The organism is Clostridia bacterium (genome assembly GCA_034926675.1).
Taxonomy (GTDB): domain Bacteria; phylum Bacillota; class DTU025; order DTU025; family DTU025; genus JAYFQW01.
Window position 1 is genome coordinate 22,943 of sequence record JAYFQW010000008.1, and the last position, 25,025, is coordinate 47,967.

Genomic DNA, 25,025 nt, shown 5'->3' on the forward strand with positions numbered 1-25,025 from the left:
CAATTGGCCTACTGCAGGCTGTTTGAGCGGCTTGGCAAGGAAGGGCTGCCAATTGGGCTAGAAGGAGTCTGGGTCTTAGTACAGAATATGGGGACACGTGCGGAAACATGGGCTGCAAAAATCTGGCGGCACTTGTGCCGCTGGCCTCAACAATGATTGCTGACGGGCTACTGGCGATGTGAGAAAGTGAAATCAAGGAGGGAACTGGACCATGAGACCAGTGCGTCTGACGGGAAGGCATCTCCGGCTCATCTCCATAGGGGCTCTGTTGGCAGCTTTGACGCTCATGCTGACGGGGTGCTTTGGACCAAACCCGCCAAAGCCTCAGTTTGTATCCCTCTCGGGCACGGTGTCGGCTCCGCCCGATGAACCCTACCAGGGGTCGTCGCATTCGATAGTAGCCTGCGCTGTTGACCACACGCCAGTGAATGGGGCGAGCGTCGCGGCGTTCGACTTCGCCAACGGCAAGCAGGTGGGGGTGACGGCGACCACCAGCTCGAATGGCGGATACACGATTTCCAACATTCCCAAGGGCATCGATGTTGTGGTCATAGCGACCGCGGGCACGGGAACTCGCAATGGGTCCGGCATGAGGCTGTCTGCGTTGATTGCCGACGCGAGCCAGGGTGCAGGCGGCGATATTGATGGCGTGACTTCGCTTGTGGCGGAGGCATGGGGCAAGTTCTTCCGCCAGGCGCGCAACGTGGCGATCACGGACCTTCGTACGACTCATTTCGCCGCCATGCGGGTTCTTGAACGCCTGGGCTGGCTGGATCTTGCTCCAGACGGGGCCATTCTCTACAGAGACTACGGCAATGGCCTGAAGCCAGACGGAGCTGTAGGCGAGGTCACGGGCTCAGTCCCTGGCGAGAACGACAGCCAAGTCTGGCCCGCTAAGGAAATGATCCAGGACCTCAGAGACGCTGGCCTTACCCTCAAGGGTACATACGAGCAGGAGATCGCGGATCCATCCGGACACATTGCTACGAACGTGGCGCCCTATCTTGAGGCAGTGGCCATGCACGTGGGTGGATTGCATCCGCAGGTCATGCAGCAGCGATCGGGCTGCAGGTACCGAGAGAAGGAAGACGGAGAATTCGTGTGGGCAGGGCCGTATCTCGAAGGGAAGTGGCTCCTTGAGAGGTTCAACGAGCCGTACGAAGAGGAGTGGACCAAAGTTGGGGTTATTCCTCTATCGGCAAGCCTGCCCGAACGGTGGACTCTGCGCGATGTGGCTTCAGGCGAGATCGCGTTTGAAGTCAAGAATACCGCCGATCGGTTTTTCGTGTTCAACGGCCGCCTGAGCGTAACTATGGATGATTCCGCAGGAGGTCTCCCAACCGAGGCTCACATTGATGCGGAGCTTAGGGATCCCGAGAACCCGTTGCTGGCTGAGGCAACCACGCTAACGGGAGAATACCATGGCTCATTCGGCGATCAGCCACCGACCGTAGAGGTTTCAGTAGAAGGCGCCTTCCGTTCGCCGCATGTCAATGCCGATGGGACGTTGACCATTTCAGGGGACTTGGATTCTAGCGGCGAGGTGGAATTCTCCGGATCCATACGTACAGATGAAGTCACGCTGAGTGGAAGCATCGAGCTCTCGGCAGTGAAGAGCAATGTGATCACGATTGGTGACATTCCCTTGTTGGCGCCCAATGATGTGAGGATTAACGGCAGTTTCGCCAAAGTTGGCGTGACCGAGCCGATCTTCGAAGGTAACGCTCACATCACGCTCACCAATGCTGCTGGCTTTGATTTCCGCAACGATCCCGCCCCTGGCAACTGGCCAGAGGGCACGGTGGACTTCAGCGGCTCTGTGAACCCGCCTGGCAAGGCCAGCGTGTTGGCGCATATCGTGGTGTCGACTCGAAGCTACAAAGCCTTCACTGCTACGGTGCGCTACGACCATGGCAGCCGGTGGCTGGATGGAACGGCCAGTTATGACGGGTCCAATGACGCGAGACACACGGGCGCGCTTCAGATCCAGAACCAGGCCGGGCTGAAGGTCAACATACAGATGGTTTACATTAGCGAACGCTTTGAGGCGACGGGCACAATCAAAAACGCGAGCAATGCCGTGATTGGCGAAATAGAGACTGACAGCGATGGGCTCGTGAGGATTATCTACGAGGATGACTCCTGGGAGTCGCTTTCCTAGACGATCGTACAACCAGAATCTGGGAGGGGGAGACCCCTCCCAGACTGTTAGGTGCGCCCGGCATGATCGTTGTCTGAGGGGTGAAAGTCCCCGATGGTGAAGGCAGCAGTAGCCATAGCTTAAGGCAAGGGTGTCCGCCGCGAGGCGGAATCTGGCGGGAGCGCCTAGCCCTTCTTCGGCGCGAACCACAGAGCAACCCGGGGAGAACACGCAGAGACTCATGGAGCTCATCGTATCCAATTCCAATGTGGTAAGCGCGTGCAAACGCGTGGAGCAGAACAAAGGAGCTGCGGGGATCGATGGGATGCGAGTTGGCGAACTACGCCCATACTTGCATGTCCATTGGGCTGAGCTCAAGCAATCGCTGCTCAGCGGGACCTGCAGGCCAAGCCCTGTACGCCGGCACGAAATCCCGAAGCCGGGCGGAGGCGTAAGACTTCTGGGGATACCCACCGCATTGGACCGTTTCATTCAGCAAGCCGTTCTACAGGTGCTGACGCCGCTGTTTGAACCCACGTTCTCTGAGCACAGCTACGGCTTCAGGCCGGGCAAGAGCATGGCCAGCCGCATTCGCGAGCTCAACTCCTACCTGCGAGGTTGGATGGGATACTACCGAATCGCGCGGACCCCGAGCGTATGCCAGGAGATGGATCAATGGATACGACGACGTCTGCGGATGTGCCTGCTGAAACAATGGAAGAGGCCCAAGACGGTGCGGCGAAACCTCGTCGCTCTGGGCATTCCCGATGAGTGGGCACAAAAGATCAGCGGGTCGCGTAAAGCATACTGGCGACTCGCTAACACTCCGCAGGTGAACAAAGCCCTCGGCATCGCCCACTGGCGCAACCAAGGGCTTCTGAGCTTGACGGATCTCTACGCGCAGAATTCCTAAGGTTTCATGAACCGCCTTATGCCTAACGGCACGTACGGTGGTGTGGGAGGACGGGGGCTAGACGCCCCCTCCTACCCGATTGTGCGAAATGTGTGCGAACGAGCTGAGAGTGTGCGTGACCGCTGTGTAGTTATCCGAAGAGCATGCCCTCGAGTTTGTTCACCGCGCTCTGCTGCATGTCGGGCAGCACGTGCGAGTAGGTGTCGAGCGTCAGCTGGGTACTGGCATGCCCTAGCATGTCGGACACGATCTTGGGATGCTCGCCGGCGCCTAGTAGGAGCGTGGCACACGTATGACGGAGATCATACAGGCGTATGGCATCCGGCAATCCTGCAGCTTTGAGCGCCGGCTTGAAATGGCGGTTCACCAGGTTGTGGCTGTCTAGCGGCTGGCCATTGTCTGCCGCGAACACGAGGTCCAGGTTCTGTTACTTGATCCCAGCACCCAGCCTCTGTTCAGCTTGCCTGCTCCTGTGAACCCGCAGGGCATGGACCACCGTGGGCAGGAGTTTGACGGTGCGCCTACTCTTCGGTGTCTTGGGCTCATCGAAACGCCATTCTGCCTTGTTCCTCACCAGACTCCGGCATACGTGGATCATGCTTTCATCAAGGTTGACGTCCTTCCACTGCAGCCCTAGGTATTCCCCTGGCCTCATGCCGGTTGTGACTGCCAGCAGGAACAGGGCATACAGCGGGCTGCTCTCTGCGGAACTGAGGAACTGGGCTACTTCAGTTCTCGACATAGCGCGCATCTCGGTGTGCTTCTGACGCGGTAGATCAACATACTCAGCCGAGTTCTTAGGAAGCAGCTGCCACTTCACCGGCTGTTTCAACGCACTGCTCAGGACCGCATGGGTGTACCGAACGGTGCGCGGCGATAGCCCCTTCTCCAACATGCTGGTGTACACCCCCTGGACGTCGAGCGGGGTTATCGACGAGAGGGTTCGTAATCCCAATGATGGTCTCACATGGCGGTCCAACAGGCCACGGTAATCTGTCAAGGTCCGGCCCCTGACGCGCGGGGCGGCTGACGTCTCCAACCACCGATCCAGATACGCGTTCAGGGTCTCCTTCGAAGGCTCAACGAAAGTGCCCCGGTCAAGGTCATTAAGTACGGATGTTCGATAACGCTGGGCGTCTTTCTTCGTGCCTCTGATGGTCTTGTTGTGATAGACTCGCCCTCCGGCCTCATCAACACCAATGCAGACCCTGACTAAGTGCCTATCCTTGCCCCTGGTGATTATCTGGCCTCGTTCACGCATTCCTGACCTCCTCCCGTTAACTGAACTATAACGATGGTAGAGCCGGAGGATGCCTACTTTCCATTGCCTTCATCGCGGTCGCTGTCTCGGGCCTGTTCGATGAGCTCCCTTATCACCTGTGCCAGGCTCTTTCGGGAGTGAAAGGCAACCAGCCTAAGCCATTCGTAGGCATCATCTGGAAGCATAATGTGCAAGTCCTTCATGATGGCGCCTTCACCTGGACTATAGTCCATCACGAGTGAATGATCAACGCTCGATTGGGATGCAGGACTGAGCGTACCGTCTCGGCACCTGACTGCATCATGTATGGAGCAGGACGGTAGACAATCCGAGGAATATGCTTGAAAGAGTTGCCATGAACAAGGCGCCTGTGGAGCGCTTCGGAGCCCCCCCATGCCAGGTTGCACCCCACCTACAGATCGAGTCTCCCTGGGCCTCGCAGGGTAGCGTAACGCTGTCCGTAACGGTACGCCTGACAGAGGCTCAGCAAGATCCGCCGCGAGCTTACCCACACTCGTCCAGACAACTTGCGCAAGAGGAGCAAACAACTGAATATCTGTGCAAGGTTCGCCTAGACAATCGTCTCTGAGGAGTCGGTCAAGCCTAGGCCTACAATCACCCTAGACATCCCTGAGATCACCCTCGTGAAGCTCTCCAGGGGGCTCAAAGGGGGCTTGGAATCGTGTATGTCGGCTTGATGTTGTGATGGTGATGGGATAGGGTGGTCGGGGGCGGTGTGCACGCATGTGCCGGTACTCCTGCGGCATGGGGATCGATGCAGGGCCCATCGCTAGGTTCCGAGGGCGAGGTGAGGGGCCCTCGCCATGTGGTCGTGTTCTGCGTGTGGTGGCTGTTGGTTGGCAGGCCCTGGGACTCAGTCCCTACCTCCGAGCTCGCGCCACTGCTCCTTCAGTTCTGCAGCCCGCCGGCGCCTTTCATCCGCCTCGCGCTTGCCGCGTTCTGCGGCCTCTGCCTCGAGCTGCGCAACCCTGCGCTCATGAGCTGTCTTAAGGTTCATGAACTCGTCAGGCGAAGTGAGTATCCCTTGCTCTACCTCGCGCCTGATGCAGTCATACTCGACCGGGTAATCGTTCTTCATCCTACCATACAGCATTGCGCCTGACCAACCCCAGGACCGGCCCTGCTTGGTGATTTCCGCGGCATCCTCCAGGTGCATGAGGATACCTATGTAGCCTCGGTTCTCCCACTTGGTCTCCTTCAGACGATCACGGACGAATTGCGTCCTGATGCCTGTAAAGCTTCTTTGCGGCGTCAAGGCTTTCACGAGACCCCTAGCAAGCTCGTCTTCCTCCCTGAAGTCCTCCTTCATACGGCACACCTCCTTCCAGGCGATAGATTCGCCTCTCGAACTGGATGATACGCCAGTTGCGTGGGGTTACCTTCCTGGTAAGCCAGACTCATTCGCAGGATTCGTCGCGGGCTCGAGATCCAGACCACCGCTTTCGGAAGAGCGTGATCGCCAACTGGCAGGCACAATGGTGTAATTGTCCACAGATGGCTGAGCGGGCCAGACTCTTTTGTGAATGGCATGCCTTGGCGATTGAGCGTCGGACCTCAGGGAGGAGTGAGCGGTGATGGGTGATGACATGGAGATGCTGGCGCATGCGGAGAGCATCGCAAGAACGCTGGAGCTGTGCTCCCCTCTTATGGAAACACAGCGCATACGTGAGTGCTTCGCCGAGCTTGGGCGGAGGTTCTCAGACCTAGTCACTATCGGAAAAGAGCCCGGAGGCGCTGAAATTGTTGCCGATCCCATTAGGAACGCTATCCGAGAGGCAGAGCAGGTGCTGGACGGGCTTATCAGGATGCCCGAACACTAGTGGCGTGTCGCGTTCGAGCCATACGATTGGTGCACCATCGAATCGATGTGGATGTACGAAATACAACTCAAGACTAAGCCTGGCGCGTGGCAACACGACTTGGAGATCCGGCCTCGTTATTGCCAGGTTCACCTGCTGCCACGCGTCTTGCCTATCCGCACGATATCGAAGTCGAGGACAGGCAAGCGGTCGCGCCACCAATGAGAAAGCTCGGTCGGCGCATTCCTCCCGAGCTCCCCATGTCGGTCATACACTCATCCAGTAGTTAGCTGATGCGCCAACGGCTCCGCAGGCCCGAACACGGCCTATCCCGGCAGAGCAGTAGGGCACGACCGTACATAACAGCCGTGGTATCCCACTAGTGTCCGGGGAGGATCAAAATACGTTCTAACATAATCATCACCTCCAGAAAGTGAAATCCGAAGCTGATGTTGACATGAAATCTGCGCAGCCATATGAGTCAGGGGCAGGTGCTACGGAGTACACCACATGAATTGGTGAACAGGCCGACATTCAGCAAGAGTATTCCGAGTGAATATGAACCACTCAGTGTATACATAATACTACTAACTCATATCAAACCCGACAAAGTCCTTACAATTTGATGGCGAATATGTTACCATCACTAGTAGGTCTTAGTTGCAGGACAACCAGGAGGTAAGCAAATGCCTAACGAACCTGAGAAATGGTCAAGCCTTGAGGAGATAGCCGAACACCTCGGCGTGAGTAAGGACACAATTCGCAACTGGATTAAGAAAGGCGTCATCCCGCACCGTCGGATAGGCAAGCAGTTCAAGTTCAGAATTTCTGAAGTAGACGCTTGGGTCGACAGTGGCAAGAGCGCTGAGATTGAATAAGCCACCGATGGCAATTGAGGTCAAAGGGGCGTGAATGGGTGATCAAAAACTATGGGCTTAACTATGCCGTACAACGGCTGCCTGACTGGTGAGCAGTTCCTGTTCTACGAGATGAGGATTGTTTCAGAGCAGTATCTTGAGGGCAAGCCGATTGAAGAAATAACCGAATACATCAAGCGGGATAATCTGTTCCAGTACCCGACGGAGCGCAAGATAAGTAAACTCGTCCGCGTCTGTCACAGGCGGATTGTCGCGCTTGGCAACGAGAATCTGGTCTACGAGGTGGCGAACGCTCCCGTCGAGGTGGCGAAGCAGATTAACCTCTATGCGATGATGCGGTATAACCGCCTTGTCCGTGAGTTTATGGTTAATCTTGTCGGCGAGAAGTACCGTCAGCAGGACTTTTCTTACACCCGCAAGGACATCAACGTGTTTTTTTCCCGTCTGCAGGAGCAGAACGACAATGTAGCCGCTTGGAGCGAGCAGACGATAACCAAGTTGAAGCAGGTGCTGACCAAATGCCTGATTGAAACGGAGATGCTCGACAGCGTTAAGGATACGACGCTGAACCCAATCTTCATCAGCGCGGAACTGGAAAGCGGCATCCGCCAAAACAACGACTTGACTGCGCTTGCCGCTTTCAACTGTTTCAGATAGGAACGTGACTATGGAAGACATCAAACAGAAACTTGATAAAATCAAGGGGCGAATATCCGACGCGAACTTCCTCGCCAATAAGGGGCTTTCCAACGAAGTTGGTATTCACGTCTTCAAATACGCGCCGGAGTATGAACTCATGGTCCGCGACTACATCGAGCGGCTCGTCAGTACTCCGTCCGACGATTATAGGGTCATCGAGCAGGATATGTACAAGATACTGCTTGAGATCTTGGAGGAGAAGCGGGTGCTTGGCACGGTGCCGGGGCTTGAGGAAAAGAAGGGTAAGGACTACCTGCTCGCCCAACTCCAGAAGATAGCGACGCCGGAGGCGTTCCTTGCCAAGATGAAGTATGAGCCGCACCAACGCGGCGACGTGCTATTTTTGATGGGTGTCGGCAAAGTGTATCCCTTTATGCGGTCGCATAAGATGCTCGACAGTATGCAGCAGATGTTCTCGGATATACCGATTGTGATGTTCTATCCGGGGGAATTCAACGGGCACAGCCTAATCCTATTCAATAAGTTCCACGACGGTAACTATTATAGGGCGTTTAATTTACTTTAACCGGAGGAAATCACAATGAAGATTCAGAGTATGTTTCAAAAGGACATAAACCGTGACATCAACGGCGTTATTAAGGTGGCGCAGGACGACGAGTACAGCCTACAACAGGAACTTGGCGAGTACATAATTACGAAGGAACTCCGCCGCCACTTTAATACTTTTTTTGATAACTACTCCAAAGCCATCGACCACCCGACCGACAAAATCGGGGTCTGGATTTCCGGTTTCTTTGGAAGCGGTAAATCCCACTTCTTAAAAATCCTGTCCTACTTACTGTCCAACCGTACGGTCGGTGGTAGAACCGCCGTCGACATCTTCAAGGACAAGTTCGACGACCCGATGATGTACGCCACGGTTGTCCGCTGCACTAATATTCCCACAGAGTCGATTCTCCTTAACATAGACATCGAGGGACCCATTAACAAAGACAAAACGGCAGTTCTGCGCGTGTTCGCCAAGGTGTTCTATAACCACCTCGGCTTTTACGGCGAGGATTTGAAGATAGCGAAACTGGAACGCTTTGTGGACAAGCAGGGCAAAACCGAGGCATTTCGCAGAGTGTTTGAGGAAGTAAACGGCGCACCCTGGTTGGAGAGCCGCGCTTCCTACGCATTCTTTGAGGACGACATTGTGTCTGTTCTACAAAGTGTGCTTGGCATGAGCGAAACCGCCGCCCGCAACTGGTTCAACAGCGAAGAGAACGCCAACATGAGCATCAAGCAGCTCGTCGAGGAAATCAAGGAGTATGTGGACAGCAAAGGCAAAGACTTCCAGCTTCTATTCTGCGTGGACGAAGTCGGACAGTACATCGGCGACGATGGCGACCTGATGATAAACCTGCAGTCTATTGTCGAGGAAGTCGGTAGCAAGTGCCGGGGCAAGGTCTGGGTTATGGTAACGAGTCAAGAAGCCATCGACTCAGTTGTGAAAATCAGTGGCGATGACTTTTCTAAGATTCAAGGGCGTTTCAATACCCGTCTATCCCTTTCTTCCGCTTCGGTGGACGAGGTCATTAAGAAGCGTATCCTTGAAAAGACAGAGGACGCGGACGCACTTTTGAGTATGGTCTACGACAAGGAACGCGCCGTGTTGAAGAACCTTTTCACGTTCAATAACGCGGTGCTGGATATCAAAGGCTATGAGGACGGTGCTGAGTTCTCCGCTACATACCCGTTCGTGCCTTATCAGTTTATCATCATTCAGAAGGTACTCACCGAAATCCGCAAGCACGGCAATTCAGGAAAGCACCTATCGGGCGGCGAGCGTTCTATGCTCTCCGGCTTCCAAGAGGCGGCGCAGAAGGTACAGGGCAATTACGAGAATGCCCTTGTATCTTTCTCGCAGTTTTACGACACGGTGCATACCTTCCTTGAAAGTTCGATACGCCGAGTGATAGACCGTTGCCAGACCGCCGCTGACAAGCGCGACGGCTTGGAGCAGCGTGACGTGAACGTTCTGAAACTGCTCTACCTCGTGCGATACATCGACGACATCAAGGCGAACATCGACAATATCGCCATTCTGATGGTGGATGACATCCGCACGGACAAAATAACCCTGAGGCGTGAAATCGCTGAATCCTTGGAGCGTCTGGAAACGCAGAACTACGTCGCCCGCAACGGCGACACCTACTCGTTCCTAACCGACGAGGAGCAGGACATCGCCATCGACATCCGCAACACGTCCGTGGACAGTGCGACAATCGTCCAGAGCATCGGGCAGACGATCTTCAGCGAGATTTACCCGTCAAAGAAATACAAATATAACAAATACGACTTCGCTTATGACCAGTACATCGATGAAACCCTCGTTGGTGCGGCTACGGGCGGGGTACGTCTGCGTTTCGTCACGGTGGCAAGCGACTATTACAACGCACCCGAAGCGCGGCTGATTATGGACTCGCAGGTTAACAACGAGGCTATCGTCCTACTATCGAACGACGCCCTATACTTCGAGGAACTTGAAACGGCCGCGAAGATTCGCAAGTACATCAAGCAAAAGAACGTATCTCAGTTGCCGGAGAGCATTCAGGATATTATCCGCAAGCATCAGGCACAGGCTCGGATGCTGGAAGAGAGTGCAAAGGTACAGATTGACAAGGCTATCATAGACGGGGTGTTCTTCATTTATGGCGAGAAGGTCGACATAAAGTGCGGCGACGCCAAGACTAGACTGGACGAAGCCTTGAAGCAACTGATAGAAAGTGTCTACTCGAAACTGAACCTTGTGAACACGTTCAGTGAGAGCGACGCGGATATTCTAACTATCCTCAACGGAGAGCCGCAGCAGAGCGGACTGGTCGGAATTGGAAGCAATAACGAGTTTGCCTTAAACGAGGTCAGCCAGTGGCTTGAGGACCGCCATATGAGCCACGTCCCCGTTTCGATGGGCGACGTACAGCGCCGCTATCAGGCAATTCCCTACGGCTGGCGTGAGGTGGACATCGCCGCGCTTGTGGCAAGGCTTATCGTCGCACAAAGAATAGAAATCCGCTACGGCGGCGCGATCGTCGGCAAGGACGACAAGAACCTCGTCCGCTATCTGCGCGTCAAATCCGAGATTGACAAGGCAAGCGTGAGCCGCCGAATCGCTCCATCAGAGGAAGATATGCGGAAAGCAGTCAAGTTTCTGCGCGACTGGCTCGGACAGATGAGCATTGCCGAGGACGAGGACGGCTTGCTGCAGTTCGTCAAAGACACGCTGACCGATAAAAAGAACCGCTACGAAGCCCTGATTGCCGAATACACTCACGACCGCTACCCGCAAAAGGAAGTCGTGATGAGCGCCCGTGACTTGATGAGTGACATTCTCTCGCAAAAGAACGACAATGTAGCTCTCTTGAAACGCCTGCTTGCAAGGCAGGACGACCTGCTTGACAGCATCGAAGACATGGAGGAGATCGAAACCTTCTTCAAGTCCCAGAGGGGCATCTTTGATGCGGCGCGAAAACTTCAAACCGACCTGCAAAGTGAGCGGGACTACTTCGTCACTGACCCTAACACCAATGAAAAAATCAGCGAGATTGCCGCTATCCTCGGTATGCCGAAGCCTTACGGACGGATCAAGGACCTCTCCGATCTGATGCAGTCCATCAAAACCGCCTATGGCGTTCTTTTGGAGCAAAAGAAAGAGGAAGTGCTCGGCATCATTACTCTATGTATGGGTGATGTCCACACACTTGCGGGCGTCAGATACAGAGCTAGCGACGAAGTTAGGAAGTCAGATGACCACTTCATCGAGTACAAGCAGAGAGTCGCCGACGCTACGAGCCTGACCGTGCTTGACGCAATGATAACGCAGCTACAGAACTGTAAAGACCAAGTTTGCAGGCGGGTGGAGTCCATGCTCCACGAAGACCCCGTGCCATACGGAACGGGCGCTGAAAAGCCGAAGCCGCAGAGAATCGTGCAAGTGCGCCGTTACGATGTGTTTCCCGTCAAGCGGCTGACCTCACGCGAGGACGTGGACGGCTATCTTGATATTATCCGCAAGAAACTGTACGACACCTTGGAGGCAAATGACGGAATCCAGATTAACTGAGCGAGGGCAATGACATGAACAAGAACGCCATACAAAAATATGCGGTATGGGCTCGGAACGAGCTAATCGATCAAGTGAAGCAGCGCGCCTATCAATACGGCATCAGCGACAAAGGCTACGGCGACGAAAACGCATCAGTTATAGCCGGGCGTGTGCTGTCGGCAGACGAGAAGCGGCAACGCTGTGAGTTTGTCACGCTGATAAAAGAGAACGGTTATCAGCAGGCTGTTGAGGAAGTGGCGTACACTTGGTTCAACCGCTTTGTTGCCCTGCGCTTTATGGAGGTCAACGACTATCTGCCTTCCCACGTTCGTGTGTTCTCCGACGCGAATGGCGAGTTCAACCCCGAAATCCTGAAAGAGGTTCTGCACCTTGACTTGCCGGAGTTGGACAAGACGAAGGTGTCTGAGCTGCTGAACGCTAACCAAACCGAGGAACTCTACCGTTACCTCTTGTTGATACAGTGCAACGCACTAAACGCTGCTCTGCCGGAGATGTTCGGGAAACTGGGAAGCTACACCGAAATGCTCCTGCCAAACAACATTCTCAAACAGGACAGCGTACTCGCCCGCCTTGTGAAGGATATTCCCGAAGAAGACTGGCGCGATGCTGTGCAGATTATTGGGTGGCTATACCAGTATTACAACACCGAGCCGAAGCAAGCCGTGTTCGACGGCTTGAAGAAGAACATAAAAATCACGAAAGATAAAATTCCTGCCGCGACGCAGCTTTTCACACCAGACTGGATTGTACGGTATATGGTGGAGAACAGCCTTGGTCGGCTGTGGGTCGAACGCTGCCAAGTTGAATCCGGCTTGGATTCAACCTATATGAACGGCAGTTACTTTGGTTGGAAGTACTACATTGAGGAAGCCAAGCAAACGCCAGAAGTCGCAGAGCGTCTACGCTTTCTACGTTCGCAGTCTCCCGTGAAGTCGCCGGAGGATATTCGCCTAATCGACCCGTGCATGGGCAGCGGCCACATACTGGTTTACGCTTTTGACGTGTTGATGCAGATATATGAGATTGAGGGCTACAATCCCCGTGACGCGGCGAAGCTGATACTCGAAAAGAACCTCTATGGTCTAGACATCGACCGCAGAGCTTATCAACTTGCCTATTTCTCGCTGATGATGAAAGCGCGGCAGTACAACCGCCGCATTTTCACCGAGGACGTAAAGCCGCAGGTCTACCGCCCTACGGGATTCCTGGACGGCGAGGAATACGGCTCACTCGTGAAAGTGGAGTCGATACCGCCGAGGCCTGTTGAAAAACCAGGGCAGTTGAGCCTTGAAGATACCGCCTATGCTCTGCAACTCAATGCTTGGAACTTCAAGCGTCTTTTGGCGCAGAAGTACGACGTTGTAGTAACCAACCCGCCGTATATGGGCGGTAGGGGTATGGGCGCGAAGCTATCTAAGTTTGTGAAGAAGAACTACCCTGATAGCAAGAGCGACCTTTTCGCCGTGTTTGTTGAGAAGTGCGGCGAACTGCTGAATGCCACGGGCTATCAGGCGATGATTACGCAACACACTTGGATGTTCCTGTCGAGCTATGAGAAACTGCGCGGCAAGCTGATTCATCGCGACATCGTTAATATGACGCACCTCGGCGCAAGGGCGTTTGAAGAAATCGGCGGTGAAGTCGTGCAGACGACCGCCTTCGTGCTGTCAAAACGCAATATCGCCGACTTTGAGGCGAGCTATGTCCGCTTGGTGGATTACAACAGCCAACAAGCGAAAGAGAAAGCGTTTTTGTCCGGTACCAACCGCTACACCGCAATAAAAGAGAACTTCGAGAAGATACCCGGCTGCCCTGTGGCGTATTGGGTGGGGGATAATATTATATCAGCGTTCACTTTTGGAAGTAACTTTGGTGATGCTGTAAAGTTCTGTGTAGGTATATCAACAGCCGACAACAATAGATTTCTACGGTATTGGCACGAGATAAGAAATTCCGACTTTGCAATGCCTGTCGAAACAACAGATGAAGTTAAACGTGATAAAAAGTGGTTTCCTTTTAACAATGGTGGAGAAACGAAACGATGGTATGGTAATAATTTTTTAGTAATCAACTGGGAGAATGATGGCAGGGAGATAAAAGCGACTGGTAGAGCGTCAATCCGAAACAAGGATTACTATTTTCAAGCTGGTTTTACATGGTCAGATGTTTCAACAGGGAGAATAGGACTAAGACAATTCTCATTCGGCCATATTTTCTCGACGGCAGGATTATGTGTTTTTGGTCACGAAAATCTGAATTTCGTTGTTGCATTCCTTAATAGTGTTGTTAGTAAAGCGTTGTTGGAAATTCTTTGTCCTTCGATTCACTTTAATATCGGAGACCTTGCCAAAATTCCTATATTAGAATATTCCCTGTATAGGTTAAGAATCGACTCGTTAGTTGGTAAAAGCGTTACTGTCTCCCGTGCCGACTGGGATGCGTTTGAAACCTCGTGGGACTTTAAGGCTCATCCGCTCGTTGCCTTTCGACTCGCGGGAGCATCCGCTTGGGGTGACAACGAACCAGTTCGTCGGATTAGCTCCGCATATAAAGCGTGGGAAATGCTAGCCGATGGTCGTTTTCAGACCCTCAAAGCCAACGAGGAAGAACTCAACCGCATATTCATTGACATCTACGGTTTGCAGGACGAACTCACGCCAGAGGTTGAGGACAAGGACGTAACCGTGCGCCGCGCCGATTTGGGGCGAGAGGTTCGCAGTCTAATCAGCTACGCCGTGGGCTGTATGTTCGGACGGTACTCGCTCGACGTGGAGGGGCTTGCCTACGCCGGCGGCGACTGGGATGCGGGCAAATATCGGTCGTTTATCCCCGACAAGGACAATATCCTTCCCATCTGCGACGATGAATATTTCGATGACGACATTGTGGCACGGTTCACGGAGTTCGTCCGTGTGGTCTACGGTGCGGAAACCTTGGAGGAGAACCTGGAGTTTATCGCCGACGCGCTCGGAGGCAAAGGTACTCCGCGCGAGGTCATTCGTAACTACTTCTTGAATGATTTCTACAAAGACCATGGCAAGACTTACCAGAAGCGCCCGATTTACTGGCTGTTCGACAGCGGTAAGAAGAATGGCTTCAAGGCCCTGACCTACCTACACCGCTACTCGCGTGACCTGCTCGCCAAACTGCGGACGGATTATGTCCATGAACAGCAGGAGCGTTACCGCACACAGCTTACGCACATCGCCGCCGCTCTGAACACCGCGACGGGACCGGAGCGCGCACGGCTGCTCAAACAGCAGGATAAACTGACAGAGCAGTCGCGTGAAATAGGAGTGTATGAAGAAAAGGTTCACCACCTCGCCGATATGAACATCGCAATGGACCTCGACGACGGCGTGAAGAAGAACTACGGGATTTTCGCCGACGTTCTTGCGAAGATATAGTGGGAGGTGAACGGACATGCGGGGATACATCACGATTGAGGAACTGCTGAATGCTCCCGAAGGCGAGCATTTCGAGTTCAAGGAAGCAAAAACGCGCTTTGATTCAAACGAAGCCGCGAGATACTGCTGCGCCCTGTCAAATTGGGGCGGCGGCAAGTTCGTGCTTGGCATCAGCGACAAACGTCCACGCCAAGTGGTCGGAAGCAACGCCTTTGACCAGCCGGAGCGCACTCGCCAAGGCTTAATGGATAAGCTGCGCGTCCGCGTGGACTTTGATACTCTTGAACAAGACGGCAAGCGCGTACTGGTATTCGATGTGGCGGGTCGTCCGTTAGGTCTGCCCGTTCAAGTGGATGGTATTGCTTGGTGGCGCGATGGGGACAGCCTTGTTCCGATGCCGGAGGATGTGCGCCGCAGGATTTACGATGAAACGGGCTTTGATTTTTCGGGTAGTGTCTGCCCCGGCGCAAGTATTAAAGACTTAGGCGAGAACGCAATTAACGCTTTCCGTAGTAAATGGGCTGAAAAGAGTGGCAGCAGCCGCGTTAAGAACCTGTCAGCGGAGCAACTGCTCATCGACTGTGAGGCAATATCGGGCGGTGGCGTGACCTATGCGGCATTGGCGTTGTTCGGCACACGCGCCGCACTCGGAAAGTATCTTCCGCAATCTGAGATAGTGTTTGAGTACCGCTCGTCGGATGCTTCGGGTCCGGCACAGCAACGTGAAGAGTTCAGGGTGGGCTTTTTCGCCTGCTACGACCGCATATGGGAGCTTATTAACCTGCGGAACGACAAACAGCATTATCAAGACGGTTTGTTCGTCTTTGATATACCGACGTTCAATGAGCGTGTCGTGCGCGAGGCCCTGTTAAATGCTGTCAGCCACCGCAACTACCAGTTTAGCGGAAGCGTGTTCGTCAGGCAGTATCGCGACAGGCTTGTTGTCGAGAGCCCCGGTGGGTTCCCGACTGGTGTGACGCTCGACAATATCCTTGACAGGCAATCGCCACGCAACCGTCGTATCGCCGAGATACTTGCGCTCTGCGGTTTGGTCGAGCGTTCGGGTCAAGGTATGAACCTGATTTACGAGTTGAGTATTAAGGAAGCAAAATCGCTCCCCGACTTTCGCGGCACGGACGATAACTTCGTCACCATTACGCTGAACGGTTTGGTGCTTGACCGAAAAATGTTGTCGCTGATAAACAAAATCGGCAATGAACGACTCGAAGCTATGGCGACCGACGATTTTCTTGTAGTGAACGCCCTGTTCCATGAGAAACCGCTGTCTGACACCCTGCGGCTGCGCACCAAACGGCTGATTGAGTTAGGCTTGGTTGAACACGTCAGCCGTAACAAGTTCGTATTGGCTCGCAGTTTATACGAAGCCACGGGCAAGTCAGGCGTTCATACTAGACTTTCGGGTTTGGACCGCGATACGAACAAGGAGTTGATCCTGAAACACATTCGCAAGAACGGCGAAAACGGCACGCCCTTCAAAGAGTTGGAACAAGTTCTGCCAAGTCATTCGAAGAACCAGATAAAGGTGCTGATGAGAGAGTTGAAACAAAGCGACCAGGTTTATGTTGTCGGCAAAACCTCGTCAGCAAAGTGGTTCGCAAGATGACTTGGAACTAAGCTTGGAACCATCTTAGAACTAACTTGGAACTAAAGGTTCCAAGTCAACGGAGGAACACTATGCTGTCAGGAACGATAAAACTAAGGCTTGCGGAACGGTTCGCCGCGCCGCTGCCGGAATTTCATAAACGCCGAATTGTCTTCTGGCACGATGAAGACGGTGAGTTTGCGGATGCAGTTGACGAACTCGACTTGCCCGGCGTGAGCCTCGTCAAACTTGATGGTAGGAACAACTTCGCCGTCAAGAAGCTGTTGTCAAGCGACGACCTGACAGGAGACTACCTTATCTATGACCCGCTGTCCTACGAGAAAGACCTCAAAGACGACTGGCTCTTGGACATCAAGCTGTTCAGCGAGGAGTTCCGCGCCGACCGTGTGTCACTCCAAATGGAAGAACTGCTCGTTGAGCCGTCCTCGCCGATGCGCAAGGCGATGAAGCTGTACGCAAAGTTCCTTGACAACAAAGACCGCAAAGCAAAACTACGAAGAATAGGCAGAACGTACCAGACCCCGCTGCAACTCCACATCGACATTATGGCGGTGCTGTGCGGTCTGGCCGGCGGCTCGGCTCAGGACGTGATTATTGCCGTCCTGTCGGCGGATTTGGAGAAAGAGAACAACGACGCACTGGTCAACATAGAGAAGTTCGGCAACATCGAGGCGTTCTGGCAGCTGGTACAGAAGTACACAGGTTATGTGAACGCAGAGGACCGCCCGCTTTCCGACCTTGCCGCCCATGTCCTTATCACCGCCCTGTCGCAGACGATGCCCGTTTCTGCTCTGCGCGGCCTGGAGCGGTATGTTTCTGACTCTAACAAGGCGTACTGCTATCAGCTTGTCCACGAGTGGCAGCGCGGCGACAGCAGCGACGACTTGGCGGAACTTTGCCGCTATGTGGAGCGAGAACTGCGTCTTGCTGATCGTTTTGACAAGATCGAGACAAATGCTCTCTTAAAGAGCGACGCATTCCCCGCCATCGATGAGAGTATACTGAAACGCTTTTTCACCGAGATTGGTGAGCAAGTTATTAAGGTTGACGCTATCCTGGAAGCGGTGGAGAACCGCCGCGCTTCCAGCTGGTATCCCATGACGGATAACTACTTTGAGTGTCTATACTACATCGCCAAGATGCAGGAGTTTTACTTGGCACACATCGAAGGTTTTCACATTGTAGAGCCCGCTAGGGTTTGGAAACTCTACACGACGGACGCTTACCAGATGGACAGCCACTATCGGCATTTCCATTATTATTTCGGTAATACCCTGAAAGCCCCGAACGCTCTATTGGAGGACTTTTTGAAGAAGTGTTCCGACGTGGTCGAGGGCTTGTACCGTGAGTGGTTCTTAAAGGAACTTACTCTTGCTTGGACAAAAGCCATAGCGGGTGATTTGAATACGCTCGGCTATGTTTCTGAGATAAATGAGCAACGCCAGTTCTACAGTCGTTACGTCTCCCCAAATGTGAGCAAGGGAAACCGCGTGTTTGTGGTGATATCCGACGCACTGCGCTTCGAGGTTGCCACCGAACTCTCCGAAGCCCTCAGCCGCAACACCAAGGGCAAGACGACACTGGAAGCCGTGCAAGCCGTGTTCCCAACCATTACGAAATTCGGAATGGCGGCCTTGCTCCCCGGCAAAGAGGTATCAACAAACGACAAGATTGAGGTATTCGTGGACGGGAGTGCGACCGTCAGCACCGCCCAACGCGGTGCGATTTTGAACGCCGCGGACAAAGAAAGCGTCACCATCCAATATCAAGACATGCTCCAGATGAAGCAAGCCGACCGCCGCGCTTTGGTACAGGGCAAGGCTATCGTCTACATCTATCACAACACGATTGACGCGCTCGGCGACAAAGCTGCCACCGAAACAAAGGTGTTCGAGGCTTGCGAGACTGCGATTGACGAATTGACAGCCATCGTGAAGATAATCGTGAATGACCTGAGCGGCATTAATATCCTCATCACCGCCGACCACGGCTTCCTATACACCTACAAACCGCTTGAGGAAAGCCAGAAAATCAGCCGCCAGACTTTTAACGGCGAGATACTCGAACTCGGTCGGCGTTACGCGCTTGTGCCGCCCGAAACGAGCGCCGAATACCTCCTGCCTGTCAAGACGGAGCGGACGTTTGGCGGCGTTCCGATGAAAGGCTACGCCCCGCATGATACCGTCCGTATCAAGGTACAGGGCGGCGGTGCAAACTACGTCCACGGCGGTATCAGCTTGCAGGAGATGGTCGTGCCGGTCATCGTCTACAAGGGTATGCGGACGGGTTATAAGAAGTATGTAGAAGTGCAGAATCCGGGGTTGACACTGATTTCTGAGAGCCGCAAGGTGTCAAACCTGATGTTCTCCCTTGACTTCCTGCAAAAACAGCCCGTTGGCGATAAGGTGCAACCCTGCAACTACACACTGCATTTCACCGACGATGAGGGCGTTCCCGTCAGCGACTTCCAGACGGTTATCGCCGACAAGGGCAACAGCAACGCTTCCGAGCGCGTGTTCCGCGTGAGGTTCACGCTAAAGCCGATGCAGTACAACCGCAACAAACTATACCGCCTTATTATTGCGAACGAAACCGATGTTCCCGAAGAAGTCGAGTTCCGCATTGACATAGCGTTCGCCGATGACTTCGGCTTTGACCTGTAAGAGGAGGACTTCGCAATGAATTTAGAACAGACAAGCTATATGCCGGAAACGGATGACGCGAATGAGGTCATCTATCGGAAACTGCGCCAGCATTTCGACGGCAAGATTGTCCGCAAAGATCTGACCAAGGCGATCAAGGAGGGTGCGAACGTTCCTGTCTATGTCTTAGAGTTTTTACTTGGACAATATTGCAATTCCGACGACCCGAAGATAATCGAGGAAGGCGTGAAAAATGTCAAGCGAATTCTCTCGGAGAACTTCGTACGCCCCGACGAAGCGCAGAAGGTGCTGTCCGGCTTACGTGAGCGCGGCAGTTACACGGTTATCGACCGCATAACCGTCATCCTGAATATCAAACTCGACCGCTACGAAGCCGATTTCTCAAACCTCGGTATCCGTAACATTCCCATATCCTCGGATTATGTATCGAAGTACGACCGCCTGCTCTGCGGCGGCATTTGGTGCATTGTCGGGCTTGAATACGAGTATGTCGAGGAAGACAAGAAGTCCACGCCGATTCGAATTGTGAAACTCACGCCCATTCAGATGCCTCACATCGATATGCACGAAATAAAAGACGGTCGCCGTGCCTTTACCAAGGACGAGTGGATTACCGTCCTGCTCCGCTCCACGGGTATGGAGGCAGACCGTTTCAGCGACAGAGAGAAGTGGCTACAACTTGCCCGTATGCTTCCGCTCATTGAAAACAACTTCAACCTCTGCGAACTGGGGCCGCGCAGCACGGGCAAGTCGCACCTTTACAAGGAAATCTCGCCGAACAGTATCCTCGTGTCCGGCGGGCAGACCACGGTCGCCAACCTTTTCTACAACATGGCGAGCAAAACCGTGGGGCTTGTGGGCTTGTGGGACTGCGTCGCGTTCGACGAAGTAGCGGGTATCACATTCAAAGACAAAGACGGCATTCAGATAATGAAGGACTACATGGCTTCCGGCTCGTTTGCCAGAGGAAAAGAGGAAAAGGCGGCATCCGCGTCGATGGCTTTTGTGGGCAACATCAATCAGAGTGTGGACGTGCTGCTGAAAACATCGCACCTCTTTGACCCGTTCCCCGAAGCGATGGCGTATGATACGGCATTCCTTGACCGTATGCACTGCTATATCCCCGGCTGGGAGATACCGAAATACCGCCCCGAATCGTTCACCAACGACTACGGCTTTATCACGGACTACCTCGCGGAGTTTATGCGCGAGATGAGGAAAGAACCGTTCGGCGACGTGTGCGACAAGTACTTCCGTTTTGGCAGGAACCTGAACCAGCGTGATGTCATCGCCGTCCGCAGAATAGTGTCAGGCTTCACTAAGCTGCTCTATCCCAACGGTGAGTTCAGCAAGGAGGACATCGAGGAAATCCTGACCTTTGCCCTCGAAATGCGTCGCCGTGTCAAGGAGCAGTTGAAGAAAATCGGAGGCATGGAGTTCTATGATGTGAACTTCTCTTACATCGACAACGAGTCCTTTGAGGAACGTTATGTTTCCGTGCCGGAACAGGGCGGCGGCAAGATAATCCCCGAAGGGCTGACAAATCCGGGTAACGTCTACACCATCTCGCAGGGCAAGAGCGGGATGATAGGCGTGTACCGTCTTGAAACGCAGATGCTCCCCGGCAACGGAAAGTTCGAGCGCACTGGGCTTGGCTCCGACCGTGACGCAAGGGAAGCCACGAACACGGCGTTCAACTTCCTGAAAGCCAGCGGAAACCAGATAAGCGGCTCGATAAGCACGACGACAAAGGACTACATCAGTAACTATCAAGACCTCAACGGCATCGGAATGACTAAGTCGTTGACCCTGCCGACCGTGATTGCCCTCGCATCCTGCGCCCTCGGCAAGCCGACACTTTCAAGCCTCGCCGTACTTGGCGACATTAGTATCAGCGGCACAATCCTCAAAGTCGAGGAACTGGCAAGCGTCTTGCAAGTCTGTCTCGACAGCGGCGCGAAAAAGGTGCTGATTCCGATAACATCTGCCGCCGAACTTGGCGCAGTTCCGGCAGACCTCATTGGAGCGTTCAGCCTCATTTTTTACTCAACCCCGCAGGAAGCTGTGTTTAAGGCTTTGGGCGTGGAATAGACAGTACGGTGTTCAAATCACATAAACAACTGAGTAATGCGATAACATACGGCCACTGGCTACGATGCCAATAACTCTGGGGGCTACCAATACAGCCGGTATTGCGTAAGCGTCAAATGGTGCCCACATAGTCGAAGGCCAAACCACATGAGATAATCGCCCCTGAAGGCATAGATGTTGGGGGAGATGTTCATGTCGCAGGCCGAAAAGTTACTTGAGTGGAAAGCCAGGATAGCCGAGTTCAGAGCCAGCGGGCTCAGCGGATCCAAGTGGTGCGAGAAGAATGGCTTCAGGAAGAAGCAATTCTACTACTGGCTCGCCTACCCAGCTCGAGACTCCAGCACAGTGGCTGCGGGTGCAAGCGTGCGAACCGGAGGCCCTCGCCAGCACTATTGAGATCAGGATCGGCAAGGCAACCGTGGAAGTGAAGCCTGACTTCGATCCCCAGCTGCTCGTTAGAATTGTACGCGCCCTCGAGCTATGCTGAACGATGCCATTGCCGAGCGTGTTTATCTGGTCTGTGGCAGCACTGACCTGCGCAAGTCCATCGATGGCCTGGCTGCCCTTGTCAAAGAAGGCTTCGAGCTTGATCCCTTCTCTCCCTGCCTGTTCGCTTTCTGTAACCGCCAGCGCGACAAGATCAAGATCCTGCAGTGGGACCACAATGGGTTCTGGCTGCACTATCGCCGGCTGGAACGGGGCCGGTTCAAGTGGCCGCAGCAGGGAACTGGGGCAGTTGCGATCACCCGCAGGGAGCTTCGCTGGCTGCTTGATGGTCTGTCGCTCACTCAAAGGCAAGCTCATCCTGCCGTGACCGCCAGAACCGTGCTGTAGGAATCCGCGCCAAAGTATTTCCTTGAAAACGGCCTGGGCTAGCAGGTACTCCGTGGACGATGTCGAATAGATCAAGTATAAGTAACACAGAGGCAAATGCCACCTTAATGACGGATCTCGAGAAGGAGATCGATCGGCTGCGGCGGGAAAACGCCGAACTGCATGCCAGACTCAAATGGCGTGAAGAGCAGTTCCGTTTGAACCAGCAGCGTCGTTTCGTCGCTTCCAGCGAACCCTCTGATGACACGCAGCTGCAGCTCTTCAATGAGGCTGAGTCGGAGGCGCAGGCTCTGCTGGCCGAACCCACTGTAAATGACAATCGAAAAGTTGACCACTAAATCCTACCTATTTCGGACGGCGCCGGCTGATCTGAGCATGCTCCGGGATCCGCCATCTTCGTCACCCCGCTTCGTGTCTTGCTTTGCTTTAGTCGGTATGATTGACCCGTTAGGACAAAGGTATGAACGTGATGAGTCAGCCGATCTAGTAAGGCGGCCGTCATGGTCACGTCTCCGAACACTTCAGCCCACCGAGAGAACTCCAGGTTACTGGTGATGATCAAGCTGGACTTTTCGTACCTTTGAGCGAAAAGCTGAAACAGTAGAGGACCCCCGGGCCCGAGGCTGACGCAGCCCAGTTCATCAGCGATCAGAAGGTCAACCTTCTCCCACGACTTCAGTAACTTGGGGAGGCGGAACTCCCTTTCTGCCTGGATTAGTTCCTGAACTAGAGTTGGCACGGTCGCGAAACGCACCCGGTAGCCAGCCTGGATAGCCCTCACACCCAGGCCAATGGCAAGATGGGTCTTGCCCAGGCCGGAGTTCCCCAGGAGAACGAGGTTCTCGTGTTCGCGGACGAAACTGCCGTCAGCCAGGGCCAAGATCTTCGTCTTGTCAAGGGTCGGAACAGCATCGAAATCAAAGGAATCCAGAGTCTTGACCGTGGGGAATTTGGCCAGCTTCATCCTCGTAGCCATTGCGCTTTGATGTCTGCCTTCGATTTCGTGGGCAAGACAGGAACCCAGGAACTCGACCATCGAGTAGCCGTTTGCCTGCGAGTCCCTCAGGATCTGCCTGAAGCCCTTGCGTAGAGTCGGCATCTTAAGGGCTTTGCAGTACAGTTCGATCATGGCTTCCGCAGCTTCGTGGTTCACCATGCGGATACGCCTCCCCCCAGGGCGTCGTACTCCGAAAGGTCAGGAGCCGACACCGTGACCGCCGCAAGTTCAGCCGGAACCTCAACCGCTGCCGGCAGCTGGGTTCCAGTGATACTCAATGCCAGCTGGTGCACGACGCTGACCTCAAGGCTGCCCAACTCCATGGCCTTTGTCAGAGCCTCTTCCACAACTGAATTGGAGAACTGCCTGTGTAGCAGCAGGATCTCAGCGAACTTGCGGTATTCTGTCGGCCCTTGCTGATTCAAACACTTCAGGAATTCCGTATGTATCGGTGAAAGGTTTCTCACCACTGACGCATGCATTACGCTGCGTCTTTTTCGCTGTATCTCGTCCAGGTAGTGATCGAGGCAGAGCTCATCGTGGTTTCTGCCTAGCGCTCTGGGATGAACTGCAACCAACTGATCCTTGTGGAATATCTCGACCCGGTCAACGAACGCCTCCAGCCTGACGTTCGCATGCGCGTACGCAGCGGGAACCGAGTATCGGTTGCGTTCGAAGTGCACTAGGCTCAGCTTGTTCGCCTTCAGCAGGTGAGTGATCGAACACTTGAAATCGTCCTGGGGCAAAGGCATCATCGCGCCGCGTTCGGCAATCCATGATTGTCCTCGCTTGCCTCGATCCTTGTCGCACCACCGCGGCAAAGTCGCATTTAGCTCAATCAATGATTCAACGTTCGGCACGGGGACAAGAGCATTTCGCCTTACGTATCCGACGCCGTTCTCCACTGAGCCTTTCTCATTCCCTTTTCCGGGGGCGCAGAAGATGGAATCGAACAGGTAATGGGCGCGAAGCGCGCTGAACACGGGGTTCTCCTCCCTCATCGGGCCCAAGAGCACCTTCAGCACGGCTGTCTTGATGTTGTCGTATCTAGCGGTCCGCGCCACACCGCCAAACCATTGAAAAGCCTGCACATGGCCTTCGAAGAAGGCCTCCGCCTTCTCGAACGGGTACGCTTTGGCGAAACATGCACCACTACACCTAAGCCGCATGACGAACAAGTGGATCTGGCGCCTCTCGCCGTTGATCAACGCCCACGCTTGGCCCCAGTCCACTTCCACTACCTCCGCGGGATCGGCAGTGAGCGGAATGAAAACCTCAGGCCTCAAGTTCCTCAAACGCGCCAAATACCTGCGAACCGTGGATTCCGCACCCGTAAATCCGCGATCCTCGCAGAGCCGATCGAAAACGCGCCTTGCAGTGTGGTATTGCTTTGGGGGCGCCTCTTGATCATCCCTAAGCCACTTGAGGATCACCTCACGATGGGGATCCATCACTGGGCATGCTCGCGGCTCGGACATGGTGTACGATCGTTTGACCTCCCCGCGGATGGCCTGCCTGACTGCTTGGCGCGAGACGCCCAGTGTTCTCGAGATCTCTCGGATCGATCTGCCTTCACGTAGGCGCATCTTTCGGATAGACTCAATAGTGACCATCTTAAGCAATTCCTTT

At 54.1% G+C, this 25,025-nt stretch carries 18 protein-coding genes and 1 pseudogene; 14 read left to right on the plus strand and 5 right to left on the minus strand.

Translation table 11 applies throughout. The annotated features are described in order from the left end of the window. Positions 1-211 precede the first annotated feature (211 nt). Positions 212-2,161: a carboxypeptidase-like regulatory domain-containing protein gene (locus tag VB144_03610; GenBank protein ID MEA4882746.1), complete on the plus strand. Its 1,950-nt coding sequence runs from the start codon at positions 212-214 to the stop codon at positions 2,159-2,161. Positions 2,162-2,381: 220 nt separating this feature from the next. Further along, positions 2,382-3,053, plus strand: a complete 672-nt coding sequence (locus VB144_03615; GenBank protein MEA4882747.1) for a group II intron maturase-specific domain-containing protein — start codon at positions 2,382-2,384, stop codon at positions 3,051-3,053. A gap of 130 nt (positions 3,054-3,183) precedes the next feature. On the opposite strand, the pseudogene VB144_03620 reads toward VB144_03615, so the two are convergent. The 3 genes and pseudogenes from VB144_03620 to VB144_03630 all read right to left on the minus strand — a co-directional run bounded on the left by VB144_03620 (position 3,184) and on the right by VB144_03630 (position 5,644). Then, positions 3,184-4,314 (minus strand): annotated as a pseudogene (locus VB144_03620) (tyrosine-type recombinase/integrase). Between the two features lie 53 nt (positions 4,315-4,367). Beyond that, the gene (locus tag VB144_03625; GenBank protein ID MEA4882748.1) at positions 4,368-4,517 is read right to left on the minus strand and encodes a hypothetical protein; all 150 of its coding nucleotides are present in this window, start codon (positions 4,515-4,517) and stop codon (positions 4,368-4,370) included. 671 nt (positions 4,518-5,188) lie between these two features. Continuing rightward, positions 5,189-5,644, minus strand: coding sequence for a hypothetical protein (locus VB144_03630; protein MEA4882749.1), 456 nt, complete (start codon positions 5,642-5,644; stop codon positions 5,189-5,191). A 265-nt stretch (positions 5,645-5,909) separates the two neighbouring features. On the opposite strand from VB144_03630, the gene VB144_03635 reads away from it, so the two are divergent. The 12 genes from VB144_03635 (at position 5,910) to VB144_03690 (ending at position 22,737) form a co-directional block, all read left to right on the plus strand. Then, positions 5,910-6,155, plus strand: a complete 246-nt coding sequence (locus VB144_03635; protein MEA4882750.1) for a hypothetical protein — start codon at positions 5,910-5,912, stop codon at positions 6,153-6,155. A gap of 665 nt (positions 6,156-6,820) precedes the next feature. Beyond that, positions 6,821-7,012 (plus strand): helix-turn-helix domain-containing protein, encoded by a 192-nt coding sequence (locus VB144_03640; GenBank protein MEA4882751.1) that lies wholly within the window; start codon positions 6,821-6,823, stop codon positions 7,010-7,012. A 51-nt stretch (positions 7,013-7,063) separates the two neighbouring features. Beyond that, positions 7,064-7,669 carry a DUF1819 family protein gene (locus VB144_03645; protein ID MEA4882752.1) on the plus strand — a complete coding sequence of 202 codons (606 nt, stop codon included), beginning with the start codon at positions 7,064-7,066 and terminating at the stop codon, positions 7,667-7,669. 10 nt (positions 7,670-7,679) lie between these two features. Continuing rightward, on the plus strand, positions 7,680-8,237 hold the full coding sequence (locus VB144_03650) for a DUF1788 domain-containing protein (protein MEA4882753.1): 558 nt from the start codon (positions 7,680-7,682) through the stop codon (positions 8,235-8,237). Positions 8,238-8,252: 15 nt separating this feature from the next. Further along, the gene (gene brxC / locus VB144_03655) at positions 8,253-11,777 is read left to right on the plus strand and encodes a BREX system P-loop protein BrxC (protein ID MEA4882754.1); all 3,525 of its coding nucleotides are present in this window, start codon (positions 8,253-8,255) and stop codon (positions 11,775-11,777) included. 14 nt (positions 11,778-11,791) lie between these two features. Then, on the plus strand, positions 11,792-15,187 hold the full coding sequence (gene pglX, locus VB144_03660) for a BREX-1 system adenine-specific DNA-methyltransferase PglX (protein ID MEA4882755.1): 3,396 nt from the start codon (positions 11,792-11,794) through the stop codon (positions 15,185-15,187). Between the two features lie 16 nt (positions 15,188-15,203). Beyond that, the gene (locus VB144_03665) at positions 15,204-16,811 is read left to right on the plus strand and encodes an ATP-binding protein (protein MEA4882756.1); all 1,608 of its coding nucleotides are present in this window, start codon (positions 15,204-15,206) and stop codon (positions 16,809-16,811) included. A 71-nt stretch (positions 16,812-16,882) separates the two neighbouring features. After that, a complete protein-coding gene (gene pglZ, locus VB144_03670; protein MEA4882757.1) occupies positions 16,883-19,474 on the plus strand; it encodes a BREX-1 system phosphatase PglZ type A in 2,592 nt (863 codons plus the stop codon). Positions 19,475-19,489: 15 nt separating this feature from the next. After that, a complete protein-coding gene (gene brxL, locus VB144_03675) occupies positions 19,490-21,565 on the plus strand; it encodes a protease Lon-related BREX system protein BrxL (protein MEA4882758.1) in 2,076 nt (691 codons plus the stop codon). A 192-nt stretch (positions 21,566-21,757) separates the two neighbouring features. Next, positions 21,758-21,961 (plus strand): hypothetical protein, encoded by a 204-nt coding sequence (locus VB144_03680; GenBank protein ID MEA4882759.1) that lies wholly within the window; start codon positions 21,758-21,760, stop codon positions 21,959-21,961. 84 nt (positions 21,962-22,045) lie between these two features. Next, a complete protein-coding gene (gene tnpB, locus VB144_03685) occupies positions 22,046-22,399 on the plus strand; it encodes an IS66 family insertion sequence element accessory protein TnpB (protein MEA4882760.1) in 354 nt (117 codons plus the stop codon). A gap of 107 nt (positions 22,400-22,506) precedes the next feature. Further along, on the plus strand, positions 22,507-22,737 hold the full coding sequence (locus VB144_03690) for a hypothetical protein (protein MEA4882761.1): 231 nt from the start codon (positions 22,507-22,509) through the stop codon (positions 22,735-22,737). Here the strand turns inward: VB144_03690 and istB are convergent. Together istB and istA are read right to left on the minus strand one after the other, a co-directional pair. Then, on the minus strand, positions 22,734-23,555 hold the full coding sequence (istB, locus tag VB144_03695) for an IS21-like element helper ATPase IstB (protein MEA4882762.1): 822 nt from the start codon (positions 23,553-23,555) through the stop codon (positions 22,734-22,736). The genes VB144_03690 and istB overlap by 4 nt on opposite strands. Beyond that, the coding region (gene istA, locus VB144_03700) for an IS21 family transposase (protein MEA4882763.1) at positions 23,549-25,025 on the minus strand (1,477 nt) is incomplete at its 5' end. The genes istA and istB, both read right to left, overlap by 7 nt.

Bases quoted from the DNA above. Each gene is read 5' to 3' on its own strand.
- VB144_03615 (MEA4882747.1), top strand. From the start codon at position 2,382: ATGGAGCTCATCGTATCCAATTCCAATGTGGTAAGCGCGTGCAAACGC.
- VB144_03645 (MEA4882752.1), top strand. From the start codon at position 7,064: ATGGGCTTAACTATGCCGTACAACGGCTGCCTGACTGGTGAGCAGTTC.
- VB144_03665 (MEA4882756.1), top strand. From the start codon at position 15,204: ATGCGGGGATACATCACGATTGAGGAACTGCTGAATGCTCCCGAAGGC.
- VB144_03690 (MEA4882761.1), top strand. From the start codon at position 22,507: ATGACGGATCTCGAGAAGGAGATCGATCGGCTGCGGCGGGAAAACGCC.
- pglX (MEA4882755.1), top strand. From the start codon at position 11,792: ATGAACAAGAACGCCATACAAAAATATGCGGTATGGGCTCGGAACGAG.
- VB144_03630 (MEA4882749.1), bottom strand. From the start codon at position 5,644: ATGAAGGAGGACTTCAGGGAGGAAGACGAGCTTGCTAGGGGTCTCGTG.
- VB144_03635 (MEA4882750.1), top strand. From the start codon at position 5,910: ATGGGTGATGACATGGAGATGCTGGCGCATGCGGAGAGCATCGCAAGA.
- VB144_03680 (MEA4882759.1), top strand. From the start codon at position 21,758: ATGTCGCAGGCCGAAAAGTTACTTGAGTGGAAAGCCAGGATAGCCGAG.
- tnpB (MEA4882760.1), top strand. From the start codon at position 22,046: ATGCTGAACGATGCCATTGCCGAGCGTGTTTATCTGGTCTGTGGCAGC.
- istB (MEA4882762.1), bottom strand. From the start codon at position 23,555: ATGGTGAACCACGAAGCTGCGGAAGCCATGATCGAACTGTACTGCAAA.
- VB144_03650 (MEA4882753.1), top strand. From the start codon at position 7,680: ATGGAAGACATCAAACAGAAACTTGATAAAATCAAGGGGCGAATATCC.
- brxL (MEA4882758.1), top strand. From the start codon at position 19,490: ATGAATTTAGAACAGACAAGCTATATGCCGGAAACGGATGACGCGAAT.
- brxC (MEA4882754.1), top strand. From the start codon at position 8,253: ATGAAGATTCAGAGTATGTTTCAAAAGGACATAAACCGTGACATCAAC.
- VB144_03610 (MEA4882746.1), top strand. From the start codon at position 212: ATGAGACCAGTGCGTCTGACGGGAAGGCATCTCCGGCTCATCTCCATA.
- VB144_03640 (MEA4882751.1), top strand. From the start codon at position 6,821: ATGCCTAACGAACCTGAGAAATGGTCAAGCCTTGAGGAGATAGCCGAA.
- pglZ (MEA4882757.1), top strand. From the start codon at position 16,883: ATGCTGTCAGGAACGATAAAACTAAGGCTTGCGGAACGGTTCGCCGCG.
- VB144_03625 (MEA4882748.1), bottom strand. From the start codon at position 4,517: ATGAAGGACTTGCACATTATGCTTCCAGATGATGCCTACGAATGGCTT.